At 56.8% G+C, this 16,059-nt stretch carries 15 protein-coding genes; 8 read left to right on the top strand and 7 right to left on the bottom strand.

The window, feature by feature from the left end; genetic code table 11:
* The first annotated feature begins 298 nt into the window (after window positions 1-298).
* The 3 genes from ACI3K0_RS25525 to ACI3K0_RS25535 all read left to right on the top strand — a co-directional run bounded on the left by ACI3K0_RS25525 (window position 299) and on the right by ACI3K0_RS25535 (window position 2,797).
* A complete protein-coding gene (locus ACI3K0_RS25525) occupies window positions 299-1,216 on the top strand; it encodes an AraC family transcriptional regulator (RefSeq protein ID WP_206829336.1) in 918 nt (305 codons plus the stop codon).
* A 401-nt stretch (window positions 1,217-1,617) separates the two neighbouring features.
* Entirely contained in the window at window positions 1,618-1,989 is a 372-nt protein-coding gene (locus ACI3K0_RS25530; RefSeq protein WP_206829338.1) for a hypothetical protein, read from the top strand.
* A gap of 31 nt (window positions 1,990-2,020) precedes the next feature.
* Window positions 2,021-2,797, top strand: a complete 777-nt coding sequence (locus ACI3K0_RS25535; RefSeq protein WP_206829340.1) for an L-iditol 2-dehydrogenase — start codon at window positions 2,021-2,023, stop codon at window positions 2,795-2,797.
* Window positions 2,798-3,333: 536 nt separating this feature from the next.
* Here the strand turns inward: ACI3K0_RS25535 and moaA are convergent.
* The 5 genes from moaA to paoA form a co-directional block, all read right to left on the bottom strand.
* On the bottom strand, window positions 3,334-4,320 hold the full coding sequence (moaA, locus tag ACI3K0_RS25540) for a GTP 3',8-cyclase MoaA (protein ID WP_286195176.1): 987 nt from the start codon (window positions 4,318-4,320) through the stop codon (window positions 3,334-3,336).
* A gap of 68 nt (window positions 4,321-4,388) precedes the next feature.
* Window positions 4,389-5,297: an XdhC family protein gene (locus ACI3K0_RS25545; RefSeq protein ID WP_206829370.1), complete on the bottom strand. Its 909-nt coding sequence runs from the start codon at window positions 5,295-5,297 to the stop codon at window positions 4,389-4,391.
* A gap of 72 nt (window positions 5,298-5,369) precedes the next feature.
* Window positions 5,370-7,568, bottom strand: a complete 2,199-nt coding sequence (gene paoC / locus ACI3K0_RS25550) for an aldehyde oxidoreductase molybdenum-binding subunit PaoC (RefSeq protein WP_206829344.1) — start codon at window positions 7,566-7,568, stop codon at window positions 5,370-5,372.
* A 4-nt stretch (window positions 7,569-7,572) separates the two neighbouring features.
* The gene (locus ACI3K0_RS25555; RefSeq protein ID WP_206829346.1) at window positions 7,573-8,523 is read right to left on the bottom strand and encodes a xanthine dehydrogenase family protein subunit M; all 951 of its coding nucleotides are present in this window, start codon (window positions 8,521-8,523) and stop codon (window positions 7,573-7,575) included.
* Window positions 8,520-9,158, bottom strand: a complete 639-nt coding sequence (gene paoA, locus ACI3K0_RS25560) for an aldehyde dehydrogenase iron-sulfur subunit PaoA (protein WP_206829348.1) — start codon at window positions 9,156-9,158, stop codon at window positions 8,520-8,522. The genes ACI3K0_RS25555 and paoA overlap by 4 nt, the downstream gene beginning before the upstream one ends.
* Window positions 9,159-9,607: 449 nt before the next feature.
* Here paoA and ACI3K0_RS25565 point away from each other — a divergent pair, with 449 nt between their 5' ends.
* Together ACI3K0_RS25565 and ACI3K0_RS25570 are read left to right on the top strand one after the other, a co-directional pair.
* The gene (locus tag ACI3K0_RS25565) at window positions 9,608-10,018 is read left to right on the top strand and encodes a cyclophilin-like fold protein (RefSeq protein WP_206829350.1); all 411 of its coding nucleotides are present in this window, start codon (window positions 9,608-9,610) and stop codon (window positions 10,016-10,018) included.
* A 219-nt stretch (window positions 10,019-10,237) separates the two neighbouring features.
* Window positions 10,238-11,110, top strand: coding sequence for an aldo/keto reductase (locus ACI3K0_RS25570; RefSeq protein WP_206829352.1), 873 nt, complete (start codon window positions 10,238-10,240; stop codon window positions 11,108-11,110).
* Between the two features lie 267 nt (window positions 11,111-11,377).
* Here the strand turns inward: ACI3K0_RS25570 and ACI3K0_RS25575 are convergent, their stop codons facing one another.
* Entirely contained in the window at window positions 11,378-12,484 is a 1,107-nt protein-coding gene (locus ACI3K0_RS25575) for an alpha/beta hydrolase (protein WP_404946471.1), read from the bottom strand.
* A 346-nt stretch (window positions 12,485-12,830) separates the two neighbouring features.
* Here ACI3K0_RS25575 and ACI3K0_RS25580 point away from each other — a divergent pair, with 346 nt between their 5' ends.
* The gene (locus tag ACI3K0_RS25580; protein ID WP_206829353.1) at window positions 12,831-13,307 is read left to right on the top strand and encodes a cytochrome P460 family protein; all 477 of its coding nucleotides are present in this window, start codon (window positions 12,831-12,833) and stop codon (window positions 13,305-13,307) included.
* Between the two features lie 31 nt (window positions 13,308-13,338).
* On the top strand, window positions 13,339-14,031 hold the full coding sequence (locus ACI3K0_RS25585; protein WP_286195177.1) for a DUF4405 domain-containing protein: 693 nt from the start codon (window positions 13,339-13,341) through the stop codon (window positions 14,029-14,031).
* Window positions 14,032-14,366: 335 nt separating this feature from the next.
* Here ACI3K0_RS25585 and ACI3K0_RS25590 read toward each other — a convergent pair whose 3' ends face one another.
* The gene (locus ACI3K0_RS25590) at window positions 14,367-15,260 is read right to left on the bottom strand and encodes a LysR family transcriptional regulator (RefSeq protein WP_206829354.1); all 894 of its coding nucleotides are present in this window, start codon (window positions 15,258-15,260) and stop codon (window positions 14,367-14,369) included.
* Between the two features lie 369 nt (window positions 15,261-15,629).
* Here ACI3K0_RS25590 and ACI3K0_RS25595 point away from each other — a divergent pair, with 369 nt between their 5' ends.
* Window positions 15,630-15,995 (top strand): FAD-dependent oxidoreductase, encoded by a 366-nt coding sequence (locus ACI3K0_RS25595; protein ID WP_404946469.1) that lies wholly within the window; start codon window positions 15,630-15,632, stop codon window positions 15,993-15,995.
* Window positions 15,996-16,059: the final 64 nt, after the last annotated feature.

Genomic DNA, 16,059 nt, shown 5'->3' on the forward strand with positions numbered 1-16,059 from the left:
GTTTCGCTCGCCATAAGCTTTAGTGAGAAGCGGCCTTGAGGCTCAAACGCCAACTTCGATCTCGCGGCTCTGCTTCGAGCCGAGTGTTCGAACCGTCAAGACCTAAAGGTGTCGCATACAGCCGTCATCGGAAATTTACGTTTCGGTATCGCAGCGAGCCACGCGGGGGCAGCAGTGTGAGATCGCGGCGGGTTGTTTGTGCCGCAGCCATCGAGCTGATCACGCAAGCCACTGACTGCCTCCGAACGATTTCGACGGTTGTGGTCAAGACACGTTGAATTTGTGCTACGAATATGTGTTGCGTGCGACGCCCGAGGATGCATTGACCTTACCCACTTCCAAGTCCGGCCCTCATAATCCGGTCTATGAACCAATCATACCGTCGGCGACGGAATGTTTCGTCTGGCGAACGGATGATTATCCTTTGTCGTGGAGTGTCTGGAATTCACATCCCGAATGTGAAATTCACCTGATCAGAAACGCAGGCGGCACATGTCACATTGGCGACTATATCGGAAGCTTCGGACCTGGTGACCTCTTCATCGTTGGGCGGGGATTGCCCCACAACTGGGTTACACCACTCAGGGCCGGCGAGCGCGTAGCAGCGAGAGACGTTATCCTGCAGTTTGACGAGGAGCGTATATTAGAGACAACCAATGCAATGCCGGAAGTGGCCGGACTGAAAGCGTTCCTTCTACTCGCCCGGAGAGGCATCGCTTTTCACGGTGAGACGCGTGAAAAGGGCGCCTATCTGATGGAAGCGATCGGCAAAACGCGTGGGCTCGAACGCCTTTCCCTCTTTTTTGCCCTCCTCCACGGACTATCAACCAGTTCAACCTACAGCCTGCTGTCGTCGACAGGTTTCGCGGCCCAAGCCAAGACTGTGCCCGATCCATCTGTCCGTGATGTCCTGACGTGGATGGCGGCGAATTATCATTCCAAAGTTCGTCTACCCCAGGCGGCAGCGATGGTCGGAATGACGGAAACATCATTCTCGCGGTTCTTCAAGCGCAACACTGGTACAACATTCACCCACTATTTAAGCGAACTCAGGATAGCGAAGGCTTGCGAACTTCTGATCCGCACCGATCTTTCCGTTACCAGCATATCGGCTGAGGTCGGATACGAAAACATGTCCAATTTCAACAGGTCCTTCAGAAAGTCTCGGCGTATTACTCCGGCAACATACCGCAAGAATGTCGTGTCCGCGAAATGACCTATGCTGTCCCGAAGGAATAGTCTTCGACTTTTAAGTCACTCAATCGGGATATAATTTCATCATTCCGACGCAGAGAGGACGCTAGTTCTCATCTATTGCGCCCAGTATTCTCCTCTCATCTTCAGGAGGACGATTGGATGCACAGTAGTCTAGCGATTTCACGGACCCCGCCGCATTCTGGGATTCCCATTGAGATGACCGGCCAATTTCCGAAGCCAGTGAGTGTAGCCGATCGCAATCATGTCGAAATATACCTGAAGCGAGACGCGCATGATCTTCAAAGCCACACATGCATCGTAGCGAAGAGCGACCTTCGGACTAGCTGGATCAAGCTCGAGAGCCATTCGAATTCGTGTTCCCTCGGTATGGTCTGCCGCTCCGGGCCGCGGAGTGAGGACTTGTCCGAACTATTGCGTGACGGGTTCGTCGGTATGCCATTGCCCGGCGCGATTGCCGTAATCGGCAGCGATCTGGACTTACTCGACAACTTGGCAAGGCTTTGCCGTGCCCACACGAGGCCCTACAGGATCAAAACTGCATCGCAAGGTTGGGTGCTCTTCGAGTTACCGCCGATCCTTATGCTTGTTGATGCAAGCGACAGATCGCTAGCTCACGCGATGAAAACTGCCGAAGAATTGCAAACACTGGATGTTGATATCAAGATTGCGATTGCATCCGGCTCTGATGGCGGCCCTCAGGTGTTTTTAAACGAACGCATCCGCAGGTTCTTCGGGAACCATCTCGTCCGGCACTTTCCCAGGATCTTCTAAGCCACCAAACAAATAATATAGGGAGACACATATGGCCTTGAGGCTCGAAAACAAGATCGCGATGATTACAGGCGCGGCCCGCGGAATAGGACTAGAATTCGCAAGAGCATACCTAACGGAAGGCGCCCGGGTCGCAATCTGCGACATCGATATCGCCCGTGCGGAAACGGCCGCCACCGAACTCGGTAATGGCGCGATCGCAGTGAAGCTCGACGTCACTAAGAAGGACAGCATCAACCAGGCCGTTCAAAAGGTGGTGGAGGTTTTTGGGAGGATTGACATCCTGGTCAACAATGCGGCGCTGTTCACGGCAGCGCCTATCGTCGAAATCGCAGAGTCGGACTACCGCAGAATTTTCGATGTGAACGTCTATGGCCCGCTCTTCACGCTACAATCGGTCGCTAAGCAGATGATCGCGCAAGGCAACGGCGGGAAGATTATCAACATGGCATCGCAGGCAGGCCGACGGGGCGAGGCTCTTGTTGCCGTTTATTGCGCCACGAAGGCTGCGGTGATTAGCCTTACGCAATCGGCGGGCCTAGACCTCATTCAGCACCGGATCAATGTCAACGCCATCGCGCCTGGTGTCGTCGACGGCGAACACTGGGATGGCGTCGATGCGTTCTTTGCGAAATACGAAGGCAAAGAACCTGGCCAGAAGAAAAAGGAAGTCGGCGAGGCTGTACCTTATGGCCGTATGGGAACCGCCCAGGATCTAACCGGCATGGCCGTATTTTTGGCTTCGTCGGAGTCGGATTATGTCGTTTCCCAAACTTACAACGTAGATGGCGGCCAGTGGATGAGCTGATCGGCGACCGGCCGCATTGGCACAGAAAATCGTTTCTTCAAGTGAGCAGACGCCCCCGTACCAAAACGGCACCGGACGAAAGAGGCCGTCGTCGGAGCTATTTATGTAGCCAACAGCCTGGAACCGCTCCCCGGTGACTTGCTTGAGTTGTCGTGCTCGCTGTCGAGGTGCTCTCAAAACAGCTATAAGGCGCCATCGCGGCGACGGGTACGCGCTACTTCATTTTCGTCAAGTTTCAACAAGACGATGTCGCATAAGAAAATCGATTTAGCCAACGATCAGCTGGTGCATTGCTGTATATGCGCAACCCACCCCATGGCGGAAACGAAGGCGAGCACCGCGAAGGTGCAGGATTGAAAGCCAGACATTTTGATAACATTCTCCATTGCTGATAGAGATCTTTTACACAATAGCTTTGTCGAATATTAGCTGGTTTATCGCGCATACGGTCATGCGCTACATCGATTAATCCCCCAAGGTTATGACGCTCCCAAGTTTGACCTGAAGGCAACGGCGGATATTACATATTCCATACGTCACCCGCCGGTGACGCTCATGTGGCGCGAGACGGCCGGGCGGTTGTTGCGGTTGATGATGAAGTCGTGGCCTTTTGGCTTGCGCGAGATCGCCTCATCGATCGCTTCCGAAAGAACGGCCGGATCGTCGGATGCGCGAAGGGCGGCCCGAAGATCGGCAGCGTCGTTCTGGCCGAGGCACATGTAGAGCGTACCCGTGCAGGTGAGGCGCACGCGGTTGCAGCCCTCGCAGAAATTATGCGTCATCGGCGTGATGAAGCCCAACCGCCCGCCGGTTTCGGCGACTTCAACATATCGGGCCGGGCCGCCGGTCTTATAGAGGATATCCCTGAAGGTGAATTGCCTTTCGAGATCTTCGCGCAGGGCAGACAGTGGCAGGTAGCGGTCGGTGCGGTCTTCTTCTATCTCGCCCATGGGCATGGTTTCGATAACGGTCAGATCCATGCCGCGGCCGTGCGCGAAGCGGATCATCTCAGGCATTTCGCCATCGTTGAAATCCTTGAGCGCGACCGCGTTCAGTTTGATCTTCAGGCCGGCCTTCTGCGCCGCATCGATGCCTTCCATCACCTTGCAGAAGTCACCCCAGCGCGTGATGGTTTTGAACTTGTCAGGATCGAGCGTATCGAGCGAGATGTTGATGCGCCGAACGCCGCAATCGTAAAGTTCCTGGGCGTGGCGGGCCAACTGGGACCCGTTTGTCGTCAGCGTCAGTTCGTCGAGGTCACCGGCTTCGATATGGCGACCGATCGACCGGACCAGATACATGATGTTCTTGCGCACCAGAGGTTCGCCGCCGGTCAGCCGAAGCTTGCGGACACCCTTGGCGACAAAGGCCGAACAGAGCCGGTCGAGCTCCTCCAGCGTCAGCAGGTCCTTTTTTGGCAGGAACGTCATGTTCTCCGCCATGCAATACGTACAGCGGAAGTCGCATCGATCTGTGACCGAGACACGCAGATAGGTAACCGCGCGGCCGTACCGGTCGACCATCGGAGCGGGTCTCCGTTGAGACAGGCCAAGTGGGACACCGGACGCATTTTTTTGCGGGAGATCGATGCTCATGCGAACACCGCAAGGCGAGTAGCGGCCACATCGGCGAGAACCGAGAGTGCTAACGAAGTGGCATCTCGCGTAGGGCCAAATAGTCCAATTGGCGCTTTGATACGTTCACAACAGTCCGAAGAAATGCCCTGCGATCTCAGCCGTTCGATACGGCGCCGGTGCGTACGCGTGCTCCCAAGTGCCCCGATGTAGAATGCCTGGGATGCCAGAGCCTTTTTCAGGATCGCGATTTCCTGATCCAGGTCGTGGTGCAGGAGCACGACAGCCGTGAACGGATCGATTTGGATAGAGCCGAGAGCGGACTGGGACCGGTTATTTGCTATGAGCTGTACGTCGTAACCCGAAGCCTCTGCGATATGACGGACGGCCTCGGCCTCTCCCGTCTGACCGGAAAGAACAACCCTTGTTTGCGGACGGTAGAGCGACACGAACGTACTGTCACGCCACTCCGATCGCCCGGGAAGCTTGTCAACAGGAACGAGCGACTGCGATTGCAGCGTATACGCTAAAGCAGCTGATCGGCGATTGGCCAAATTGCTTATAACATCGTACAGTATTCCTGCGTCACGCAGAACATGTATGGCGACCGAGATGCCTCCACCACAGGGCAGCGCGATATCAAAGAACGGCGACCCTTCCCCGAACTTCACGACCCGGTCTCGATTTTCCGCGATCGCCTGGAGGGCTTCGGCCGCTACGGCAGCCTCGACGCACCCGCCAGAAACGTATCCACAAAATCTGCCGTCGGCAGCAACGGCGACGTGCGCACCAAGAGCCCGAGCAGCCCCTCCTCTGATTTCGATAAGAGTTGCAAGGGCCGCCGGACCGTGACTCATAGCCTCAGCCGCGAAGCGAAGTATGTCTGCGGGATTATCGGCCGAGCTCACCCTCACGGGCACCGGCATTGTTGCTAAGCAGATGTCGTTCAAATCCGTCCTCGCAGGTTCAGCGGTGGCCGAACCGGCCACCGCGAATGTTTAGGCAACGTCGGGCAATTCGCCAATGAGCTTGTCCAGTGTGATCGGATAGTGCCTGACGCGAACGCCGGTCGCATTGTAGATGGCGTTGGCAATGGCGGCAGAAACACCGCAAAGCCCCAGCTCTCCCACCCCCTTCGCCTTCATCGGAGAAGAGTAAGGGTCGGTTTCGTCCATGAAGATGACCTCCTGGTGCGGAATGTCCGCATGGACCGGCACCTCGTATCCGGCGAGGTCATGATTGACGAAGAAACCGTGGCGGGTGTCGACCGCGAGTTCCTCCGACAACGCGCCGCCGGCGCCCATGGTCATCGCACCAATGACCTGGCTGCGGGCGGTAATCGGATTGAGGATGCGACCCGCCGCACAGACTGCGAGCATGCGGCGAATACGGGTTTCACCGGTCGCCACATCAACCCCGACCTCGACGAAGTGTCCGCCGAACGTGGATTGCTGGTGCGTCTTGGTCAGATCGCCCCACGTCATCGTATCCTCGCCGATAAGCCCTTCCGCGCCGGCAGCTTCCGCCAGTCGGACGGACCGGTTGCCGGCTCGGACTTCTCCGTTTTCGAAGACGATGTCTGTCGAGTTGAAGCCGAGCTTGCTGGCAACCGTTTCGCGCAGCTTAATGCAGGCCGCATAAACGCCGGAGGTTGCAGAATTGGCACCAAACTGCCCGCCGGAACCTGCAGATACTGGAAAGCGGGAATCACCGAGCTGAACCGCCACCTTGTCCACGCCGACACCCATCATTTCGGCGGCGGTCTGGGCGATGATCGTATAACTGCCGGTACCGATATCGGTCATGTCGGTTTCGACGGTGACAACACCTTCACGGTCAAGCTTGACGCGCGCCCCCGACGGCAAGACGAGATTGTTGCGAAAGGCGACGGCAACGCCCATGCCGATCATCCACTGGCCTTCGCGCCGGCTCGCCGGGAGACCACGCTTGTCCCATCCGAACTTTTCTGCGCCTAGCTTGAGGCAGCCAATGAGATCGCGATGGGAGAACGGACGTTCCGGCTTCTCGGGATCGACTTGCGTATCGTTGGCGATCCGGAATTCGATGGGATCCATCCCGAGCTTTTCCGCCATTTCGTCGATCGCAATCTCAAGCGCCATTAGACCCGGCGCCTCGCCTGGCGCCCGCATGGCGTTGCCTTCCGGAAGATCCAATGTGGCAAGCTTCATGGCCGTCATCCGGTTGGCGCCCGCATAAAGCAGGCGCGTCTGCATGACGGCGGTTTCAGGCCCTCCACCGGGAAGATCGCCGGACCAGCTTTCATGCGCGATGGCGGTGATCTTGCCATCCCGCTCGGCCCCGATGCGAATGCGCTGGATGGTCGCCGGACGATGGGTCGTGTTGTTCGGCATCATCGGGCGGGGAAGCGCGACTTTCACCGGGCGGCCGACGGCCTTGGCTGCGAAAGCGGCCAGGACCGCGTCGACTCTGAGGAAAAGCTTGCCGCCGAAACCGCCGCCGATAAACGGCGACATCAGATGGACGTTCTCCTTGTCGACGCCAAGGGTCGTCGCGAGGTCTGTGCGCGACCAGTCAATCATCTGGTTCGACGTCCACACAGTCACCTCGTCGCCGTCCCATGTCGCGATCGAGGCATGCGGCTCCATCATCGAATGAGACTGGTCAGGCGTCGTGTACTCGGCGTCTAGCGTCACCGCTGCTGCGCGGTAGGCGCCATTAAAGTCCCCGACTGAGCTTTCAGGTTCAGTCGATGGATCAGGGGACTTGGCATTCCCCATCTCGCCGCGCAGGTCGAACGAGCCTTTTTCAGGAGCGTAATCGACCTTGAGCAAAGCAGCGGCAGCGCGCGCTTGTTCGAACGTCTCGGCGATGACGACCGCGACGGCCTGGTGGTAGTGCTGGATGTTGCTTCCGCCGAACAGGTTCGCGGTGTTGAACTTCCCCTTTTTCAGGTCGCCGACATCAAGCGTGGTGACGACGCCAAGCACGCCCGCCGCCTTTTTGGCCGCGGAACTGTCGATGGCGGTTATCTTCCCTTTGGCGATGGCGGATCCGACTGGATAACCGTAGGCGTAACGGATGTTGGGATCATGCCACTCATAGGCATACATGGCACGGCCGGAGACTTTCAGCTCACCGTCGATGCGGTGGATTGGCTTGCCGACAACCTTGAGCTGGTCAATCGGGTTAGTCGTGGCTGGTTTATCGAATTGCATTGGCTTATCCCCTCGCTTCCGTCAAAACCGCGCCAAGTGTGCGCTCGACGAGATCGACCTTGAACCTGTTCTGCTCCGTAGGACGGGCCCCCGCCATCAGAGCCGCTGATGTCGCTCGAGCACCTTTCGTCAACTCGCCCTCGGCGGCCTCGACCCGCCATGGTTTGTGCGCGACCCCACCCACGGCGACCTTACCGCTTCCGTCAGGCTGGATGACAGCGCCAACCGATACCAGTGCGAACGCGTAGGATGCACGATCACGGACCTTGCGATAAATATGCCTGCCGCCAATCGGTGACGGCAGCACCACGCCGGTGATGAACTCACCTTGCTCGAGCGTTGTCTCGATATGCGGAGTATCGCCTGGCAGGCGGTGAAAATCGGCGATCGCGATGGAGCGCTTCGAGCCGTCTGGCTTTACCGTTTCGACGACTGTATCGAGCACCCGCATGGCGACGGCCATGTCGCTCGGATGCGTAGCGATACACGCCTCGCTGGTTCCGATGACACCAAGCTGCCGGGAGATGCCGCCGATCGCGGAACAGCCGCTGCCGGGGTTACGCTTGTTGCAGGGCTGGTTTGAATCGTAGAAGTAGGGACAGCGGGTGCGTTGCAGAAGATTGCCGGCCGTCGTCGCCTTGTTGCGGAGCTGGCCCGACGCGCCCGCGACAAGCGCGCGGGACAGAAGTCCGTAGTCTCGGCGCACGGTATCGTCGGCCGCAAGGTCAGTGTTCCTGACAAGCGCGCCGATGCGTAAACCACCCTCCGCTGTTTTCGCGATCGTATCGAGCTCGAGACCGTTGATGTCGATCAAGTGCGATGGCTGTTCGATCTCAAGCTTCATCAGATCGAGAAGGTTCGTGCCTCCCGCGATGAATTTTGCATCCGGGTTCTGGGCCGCCGCCTTGGCCGCGGCCTCTGCGGAAGAGGCTTTCTCATAAGTAAACGCCTTCATGCCGGTACTCCCGCTACTTCGCTGATCGCATCGAGAATGTTGGAATAAGCCCCGCATCGACAGATATTACCGCTCATGCGTTCACGGATCTCGGCCGATGTGACAACGGCCTGCAGTGTCAAGTCTTCGGTGACGTGGCTCGGGATGTTTGCCTTGATCTCCTCAAGCACCGCCACGGAGGAACAGATCTGTCCCGGAGTACAATACCCGCACTGGAAGCCGTCGTGTTTGACGAAGGCAGCCTGCATCGGATGCAGATTGCCCGGCTGGCCCAATCCTTCGATCGTGGTGATTTCGTCACCGTCATGCATGACGGCCAACGTAAGACAGGAATTGATACGCCGACCGTCTACCATGACGGTGCAGGCGCCGCACTGGCCATGGTCGCAACCTTTTTTGGTGCCGGTAAGATGAAGATGCTCCCGCAACGCGTCGAGCAAAGTTGTACGGTTGTCGATGGCAAGGTCGTACCTTTTGCCATTCACGCTTAACGCAACTTGTGTCGAGGTATTCACTGAACTCCCCATCGCTTCTGCCGATGCCTTGCCGCCGATTGTTTGACTGATAACTGCCGTAGCGGCAGATGAAACAAGCAGGGATCGACGGGAAAGTTCCAGGTGGCTGAGACTGGGCATGACCTTCTCCGGTTTTTTGGTTGACGTAAGTGAAACAAACGCGACTCCTGGAACTAGCGCGAACCGGCAGGGAGACTATGCCCTCAATTTCGATTGAAGTTATCGAACTGACGCATAAATCCGCCATGGCGGATTGGTGTCCCTTTGACCACGTTGTATCGTACCTGCCTCTCGAATGTCGTGGGAAGAGTTCTTTAACGGCTCAAGGCCTCGGCGCCGCTTCTCAAAGTTTTGCCCATTCGTGAATCACATTGATAAATTCATGCAATTTTGCAGGGATAATAATTTGGTTAACGGGGTGCTAGCAGTCTATATGACCGATTCTTATGCGTTTCCTACAGCTCTGAAAACGTCACGAACATGCAGGGGCCCACGATTGAAAAAATCTCCCCGGTTGAATGCATTTATATCCACAGTAGCTTCACCGACGATAGGCACGGATCAGAAATATGTTGAAGATAACAGTGGGGGCACTGTCCATAGCCCTCGGACTGACAGGAACCGCTATGGCGCAACAGCGTATTATTATTTCCTCTGACTGGGGGCAAGTCACAGCAGAGCTCGCGGAAAACAACGCTGCCAAGGCTCTGGCAGATATGTTGCCGTTGACTATCGAGATGTCCGACCACCTGCGTCAGGAGAAGACCGGCAATTTGCCCTCGGCTCTGCCATCCTCGCAGCGTCAGCGCGATTTCTCGACCGGCACCCTGGGTTTATGGAGTTCGGGTGATTTCGTGATCTATTACCGCGATGGACAAGTCCCGCAACCGGGCATCGTCATCCTTGGTAAGGTTACCGGCGACGTGTCGATTTTCGATCGACCTGGCGCCGTGACAGTTAAGGTTGAAGCAGCTCGATAAACATCGAGCTATGCAATCAGCTGCGCCTGAAACGGATGCGGCCATTGGGCTCCGCATTCGAACAGCGTTATAATTCATACTTTCTCAGCCGGCCCCGTATCGCGAACAGCAGACGACTAGGCATGGCTTTCAGATTGTCGCTCCACTGCAGTCTGTCAGGGATGCTGACGCCGGGACGCTTGAGAGTCGCGACAATGAATTCAACCGAAGAAAACGGATATGAACAATATTGACGCCACTTTTTCAGGCCAATTCAGCATACGGGGCGAGATGCCGGTCAATCGCCTTGGTTTTGGCGCCATGCGCTTGACGGGTCTGGGTATCTGGGGCGAACCGGAAGATCGCGACGAGGCCATTCGTGTCCTGCATCGCCTGCCCGATCTTGGCGTAAACTTCATCGACACGGCCGACAGCTACGGACCGTTCATCAGCGAGGATCTGATCGCCGAAGTGCTAGCGCCCTACAAGGGTCTGCTCATTGCCACAAAGGGTGGACTGGTGCGGCCTGGCCGCACGGAGGGGCAATGGCCGCAGGTGGGTGATCCCAATTATCTCGGGCAGGCCGTCCGTATGAGCCTGCGACGTCTGAAGGTCGAACAGATCGACCTGTGGCAGCTCCACCGCATCGACCCCAAGGTACCAGCAACCGAACAGTTCGAAGCGATCCGCTCGTTCATTGATCAGGGCTTTATCCGCTACGCTGGTCTCAGCCAGGTAACGGTCGACGAGATCAAGGCGGCGCAAAAGATATTTCCGGTCGCGACGGTGCAGAACCGCTACAATCTTGTAGACCGGGCTGATGAAGCAGTTCTCGACTATTGCGAAGCCAATGGTATTGGCTTCATTCCCTGGTTTCCGCTTGCAGCCGGGACGCTCGCCCAGACTGGTGGAATTGTCGATAGCCTCGCAAAGGCGAAGGGCGCTACGCCGGGACAAATTGCCCTGGCCTGGATACTGAAGCGTAGCCCGGTCATGCTGCCAATTCCAGGCACGAGCCGGGTCAAGCATCTCGAGGAAAATGTAGCAGGTGCCGCTATCACATTATCCGACGAGGAATTTCAGCAGCTTGATCAGGCGTCCAGGAACGCCTGAGACTTTCTGTCGGTTTAGGAGCAGGCTTCGTCACCCTTGCCAACGGAAGAAGTTTCATTGACTGTCGGCGATGCCGCAACCCAGAGGTTGCCGGCCGGTACCGGTGGTTCGCCACGGTCCGGCGAGACTCCGTCGCATGACGGGTTTATCCGATGAGAAACCGAACCTGGTAGAGTATTCCGAGAGCGTCGCCCCACCATTCGACCAACGATACGGCAACAAACGGAGAGCCCGCGTAAAGCGGACTCTCCGAGCCTTTTGATCCGATCAGGCGGAAAGGTGCTGCTCGAAGAAGCTAGACAGCTTGTCGAACGGGATCACATCCGTTTTGTCATAGAGATCGGTGTGGCTGGCGCCCGGGATAACCATCAGCTCCTTCGGCTCTGCCGCTGCTGCATGGGCGGTTTGGGCGAAGTAAAGCGAATGCGCCTTTTCGCCATGGATGAAAAGGACAGGGCGGGGCGAAATTTCTGCGATATACGTCAAGATCGGCATATTCATGAACGAGATCGGCGTGGTTTGCGACCAGGCGTTACCCGAGTTGACGGCCCGCTTGTGATATCCTCGCGGCGTCGAGTAGTAATCGTGATAGTCGACCATGAACTGCGGCGCATCTTTGGCAACTTCAGCGTTATAAGCAGCCTGATAGGCGGGGGTGCCCTTTTGCACGTCGGTCCAGCGCTGACGGCTCATCTTCTCGAGAGCCTGCGTGCGCTGTTCCAGGGTAACGCTGTCATTGTAGCCCTTTGACATGACCCGGGTCATATCGTACATCGTGCTCGCAACGACGGCCTTGACACGCTTGTCGGATGCAACGGCATTCAGCGCCATGCCACCCCATCCGCATATACCGATGACACCGATCCGTTCGCGGTCGACTTCAGGGCGCAGACCGATGTAATCCACCGCCGCGCTGAAATCCTCTGTATTGATGTCTGGTGACGCGATATTGCGCGGTTCACCACCACTTTCGCCGGTGTAGGAAGGATCGAACGCCAACGTGATGAAACCGCGTTCGGCCATCGTTTGCGCATAGAGACCCGAAGACTGTTCCTTCACCGCGCCGAACGGTCCGCCTACGACGATTGCCGGCATTGCGCCGCTGTTGCGGTTTTTTGGCACGTAGAGATCGGCCGCCAGGGTAATACCGTAGCGGTTGCTGAACGTGACTTTCTGGTGATCGACGTTTTCGCTCTTTGGGAAAACCTTGTCCCATTCCTGCGCCATGTTCAAAGTCTGCGCCTCTGCATTCGATGCCGTCATCATTGAGGAAACGCTCATTGCCGCGACGCCGACGCTCGCCATTTTGAAAAGTCCGCGTCGATCCAAATCGAGGCTCGAGCTTTCAGTACCAGTTTCGTTCGGATTGCTCACTTTAAACTCCTTCGTGGTCGCCTGACGTACGGCCGAGAGGCTGCCCGTATCTACGGTCGTGCAGCAACGTCCGCTAAAAGATAAGGCGGAGTGGGAGTTGGAATTAGTCCTTGAAAGGCGGATGTTATCATGAGCAATATTCATGAATGAATTGATCCACTTCAATTTGGCGCGAGCAGAAACTTTCAACGACTTTGGTTTTTGGAACGGGGCGTTTCATGAGCCTCATTCATGATGGCATGCCGTTTTGAGCGGGTACTTGCCGAGCTCCCGGTCCTGTAAAGCCTAACGGGTGCTCTGATGGCATATTGCCGTGGGTCACATACAGGGGAAAGTTTCGGGAAGCATGGACAAGAAATTCCGCAAATATGGATTGCCCGCTCTCGTCTTATTGACGACGACCCTTGCAGGATATCTGCTTCTTCCCGAAGGCTCCGGACCTGTTCCTGCGCTTGCGCAGGTTGGCACCGTGTCCTTCCCCGACCTCGATAAGCTCGTTCATTACACGACGGTCCGGCGCGGTGTGACCCGTGAGCACATGCTCATCAATCAGACTGCGCTTGACGCCATCCAGGCCGGACAACCGGTCCCAGCAGGGACAAGCGTAGTTCTCGTAGATCATCAAAGTGATGTTCTCGCGCGATACCTGATCGCCCAGAAGAATGGGGATGGTCCGGATGACTGGGCCTATCAGGCCTTCAACACCGATCGCTCGATCAAGACGGACGACGAAAGCCCTGCTCGCTGTTTTTCCTGCCATCAGACCCGGCGGGATCGGCAGTTCATGTTCACCTTCAGCGACGCGCGAAGCTTTAAACCATGAGCGCTGCGCAGTTTGAAACGGAGCGCGGATTTTGAAATCGCCTGTCCGTGATCGTCTTCTCCTTCCTGCTGGGATGCTGGCGCTCTTATTGCTGTCGCTGGCTTACTGGTGGCTCGAGAACCTGCCGCACGAGATTTTCGGTACAGCTTTGCTCGTGTTGCTCGGCTGGCACCTCGTGGTCAATCGGTATTGGTTTGGCAAACTTTTGCGCGGGCGGTACGACGCAAGACGCATCGCGGTCGTGGCGCTTCACGCGATCCTGATCGTCAATATGCTCATCCTCTTGTTCACCAGTGTCGTAATCTCGAAATCGCTCTTCGCCGCGCTCCCGATCCCGGACAGCATCTATTTGCGCGAGGTCCACTGGTTTTCTGCCTACTGGGTGTTGCTGTTCGTGGGCGCCCATCTCGGACTGCATTGGACCCGCGTGATGGCCTTGAGTCGGTCGGTCCTACGACTGTCCTCGATGAACCCGACGAGGACGGCAGCGCTTCGCTTCGCAACCCTTGTGCTTGCCGGCTTCGGAGTCTGGAGCTTCTCGGTCCTCGACGTCTGGGGCAAGCTAACGTTCACCTACAGCCTGGATGTCTGGAATTTCAGAACCTCCGTGACGCCTTTTTTCGGCCACTGGACAGGCGTCGTCGCGCTCATTGCGATCGCTACCCACTATTCGATGCTCTTCTGGCGGGGACGTTCCAGTTCACCGCGCTCGACAGCACATTAACGTCAGAGGTCGAGGTGCATTGTAAGACGACGACGGAGCCTCGCACCCGTCGAGTGCCTGCCACTACACGGTTCTTTCACAACACCTCCAGTTGTTATGACATTGCCCACGATGGTCCGGACGGAAGTTTTCGGCTTCTACTCAGCCCAGCTCAAGCATTGGCGCGTGCTGTCGTTTTCCGTCCGCGCCATCGCGAACACACCGAATCTTGCCAATTATGACATGCTTTGCAGCTTAAGAGAGCCGTGCCGCAACCGAATCTGGGTTGCCAGCTCTTCCGCGTGGCAATTCACATTTACCTGACCGGACTCTATCGGGCCAAAGCAGCGGATGCCTCAGCTTCGGTGACGCAATGCCTCAAGCAGAACGGCGAACGCTGGTGAGGACTGACGGCGGTGGGGATAGTAAAGATAGTAGCCCTCCCAGGGTGGGCAAAATTTGTCCAGCACTCGGACAAGTTTCCCGCTCGCCAGATGGGGAGCGGCGACATCCTCCGGCGTATAGGCCAGACCAAATCCGGCCAGCGCCGCTTCGACAGTGTCATAGCTATTGTTAAAGGCCAGTTGCCCTTCTACCCGAATATTGATCTCTTGCCCTTCTTCCTCGAATTCCCAAGGCCAGTAGCCGCCCAAGGTTGGCAAGCGCTCGTTGATGCAACAGTGTCGCAGAAGATCCTTCGGGTGCGACGGTGGTTCATTGTTTGCAAAGTAAGATTTGGAACCAACGACTGCAAACCGCATATTTGGTCCTATGCGGGCCGAGATCATATCCTTGGCTACCTGCTCGCCCATCCGAACACCGGCATCGTAACGCTCTGCAACGATATCGGTCAGCCCGTTTTCCCTGGTGAGTTCGACCTTAACGTCGGGATAAGACAGCAAGAATTTTTGCAGCTTCGGCCACAGGACAAATCGGATCGCGTGGTCAGAGGCGGATATACGGATGGTACCAGCGGGCTTGTCTCGCAGATCGCTGAGGCTGTCGATCTGACTTTCGATTTCATCGAAAAGCGGGCCTATACCAATAAGCAGGCGCTCACCTGCTTCGGTCGGAGAGACCGCACGCGTCGTCCTCGTCAACAACCGAACACCGAGCCGCGCTTCGAGCTGCCGGATCGTATGGCTAAGCGCAGATTGGGAGACTCCCATCTTGGCGGCAGCGCGTGTAAAACTGCTTTCGCGCGCGACCTCGAGGAAGGCTTGCAGATCATTGAAGTTCTCTCGAGCCATTCATTAATTTTCCTCATTTGTTAACTCTGATTATGCATGCGGAGGCGCGCATGACAACCAATTCCAATCAGGTTGCTGATCACAATACACCAACGAAAGCGTGAGCAATCTTCCGAGCTGAGATGACATCGAACCAGACATGCGTCGTTCAACTCGGCGTGGCGGCGCTCTAGTAGATTGGAAGGAATTCATGAGTTAGATTCATCGCAGCATGCAGTTCAAATTGGGTAGTTCCGCTCGTTTCGAGCCGGTAATCTCGAGCCTAGAGGTGTGTGCCGACGTTCCTGCGGCCGGGCATGCGCCAAAAATCGGAAGCCGGGTGCCTGCACTCGGCCCACGCGTTATCTTCGGACCCAAATGAGTAGTGAGATGTCGAACGACGTTGACGTTGTCATAATTGGCGCAGGCGCCGCCGGGATTGCGGCGGCGTGCCACCTGCAGGAAAGAGATGTTTCGGTCCTTCTCCTCGAGGCTTCGCCACGACTGGGCGGACGGGCATGGACTGTCGAAGCACAGACGCACAAACTCGACCTTGGATGTGGCTGGCTCCACTCAGCAGAACGCAATCCGTGGATGCATCTTGCCAACATCCAAGGCCTCGAGATTGACCGCAGCGATGCCGCATGGGGTCGCCAGTATCTGGATCTCGGCTTCTCGGTCAATGATCAACGTGGATCGTGTCCCAGGGAGTGGTGTAGCTTAGACGGCCACGGCTCATCCCAGAGGGCCGGATGAGTGTCAGCTTGCTGCTGGCAGGCTGATGAGTGGATCATCGCTCATCGTAGCGATTGTCTCAAGG

Source organism: Rhizobium sp. ZW T2_16 (genome assembly GCF_044987325.1).
In the GTDB taxonomy this organism is placed as follows: domain Bacteria; phylum Pseudomonadota; class Alphaproteobacteria; order Rhizobiales; family Rhizobiaceae; genus Neorhizobium; species Neorhizobium cellulosilyticum.

What these genes read in the sequence shown, in the direction of transcription:
- ACI3K0_RS25535 (WP_206829340.1), top strand. Translation starts at nt 2,021, where the DNA reads ATGGCCTTGAGGCTCGAAAACAAGATCGCGATGATTACAGGCGCGGCC.
- moaA (WP_286195176.1), bottom strand. Translation starts at nt 4,320, where the DNA reads ATGGTCGACCGGTACGGCCGCGCGGTTACCTATCTGCGTGTCTCGGTC.
- ACI3K0_RS25545 (WP_206829370.1), bottom strand. Translation starts at nt 5,297, where the DNA reads ATGCCGGTGCCCGTGAGGGTGAGCTCGGCCGATAATCCCGCAGACATA.
- paoC (WP_206829344.1), bottom strand. Translation starts at nt 7,568, where the DNA reads ATGCAATTCGATAAACCAGCCACGACTAACCCGATTGACCAGCTCAAG.
- ACI3K0_RS25555 (WP_206829346.1), bottom strand. Translation starts at nt 8,523, where the DNA reads ATGAAGGCGTTTACTTATGAGAAAGCCTCTTCCGCAGAGGCCGCGGCC.
- paoA (WP_206829348.1), bottom strand. Translation starts at nt 9,158, where the DNA reads ATGCCCAGTCTCAGCCACCTGGAACTTTCCCGTCGATCCCTGCTTGTT.
- ACI3K0_RS25565 (WP_206829350.1), top strand. Translation starts at nt 9,608, where the DNA reads ATGTTGAAGATAACAGTGGGGGCACTGTCCATAGCCCTCGGACTGACA.
- ACI3K0_RS25570 (WP_206829352.1), top strand. Translation starts at nt 10,238, where the DNA reads ATGAACAATATTGACGCCACTTTTTCAGGCCAATTCAGCATACGGGGC.
- ACI3K0_RS25580 (WP_206829353.1), top strand. Translation starts at nt 12,831, where the DNA reads ATGGACAAGAAATTCCGCAAATATGGATTGCCCGCTCTCGTCTTATTG.
- ACI3K0_RS25590 (WP_206829354.1), bottom strand. Translation starts at nt 15,260, where the DNA reads ATGGCTCGAGAGAACTTCAATGATCTGCAAGCCTTCCTCGAGGTCGCG.
- ACI3K0_RS25595 (WP_404946469.1), top strand. Translation starts at nt 15,630, where the DNA reads ATGTCGAACGACGTTGACGTTGTCATAATTGGCGCAGGCGCCGCCGGG.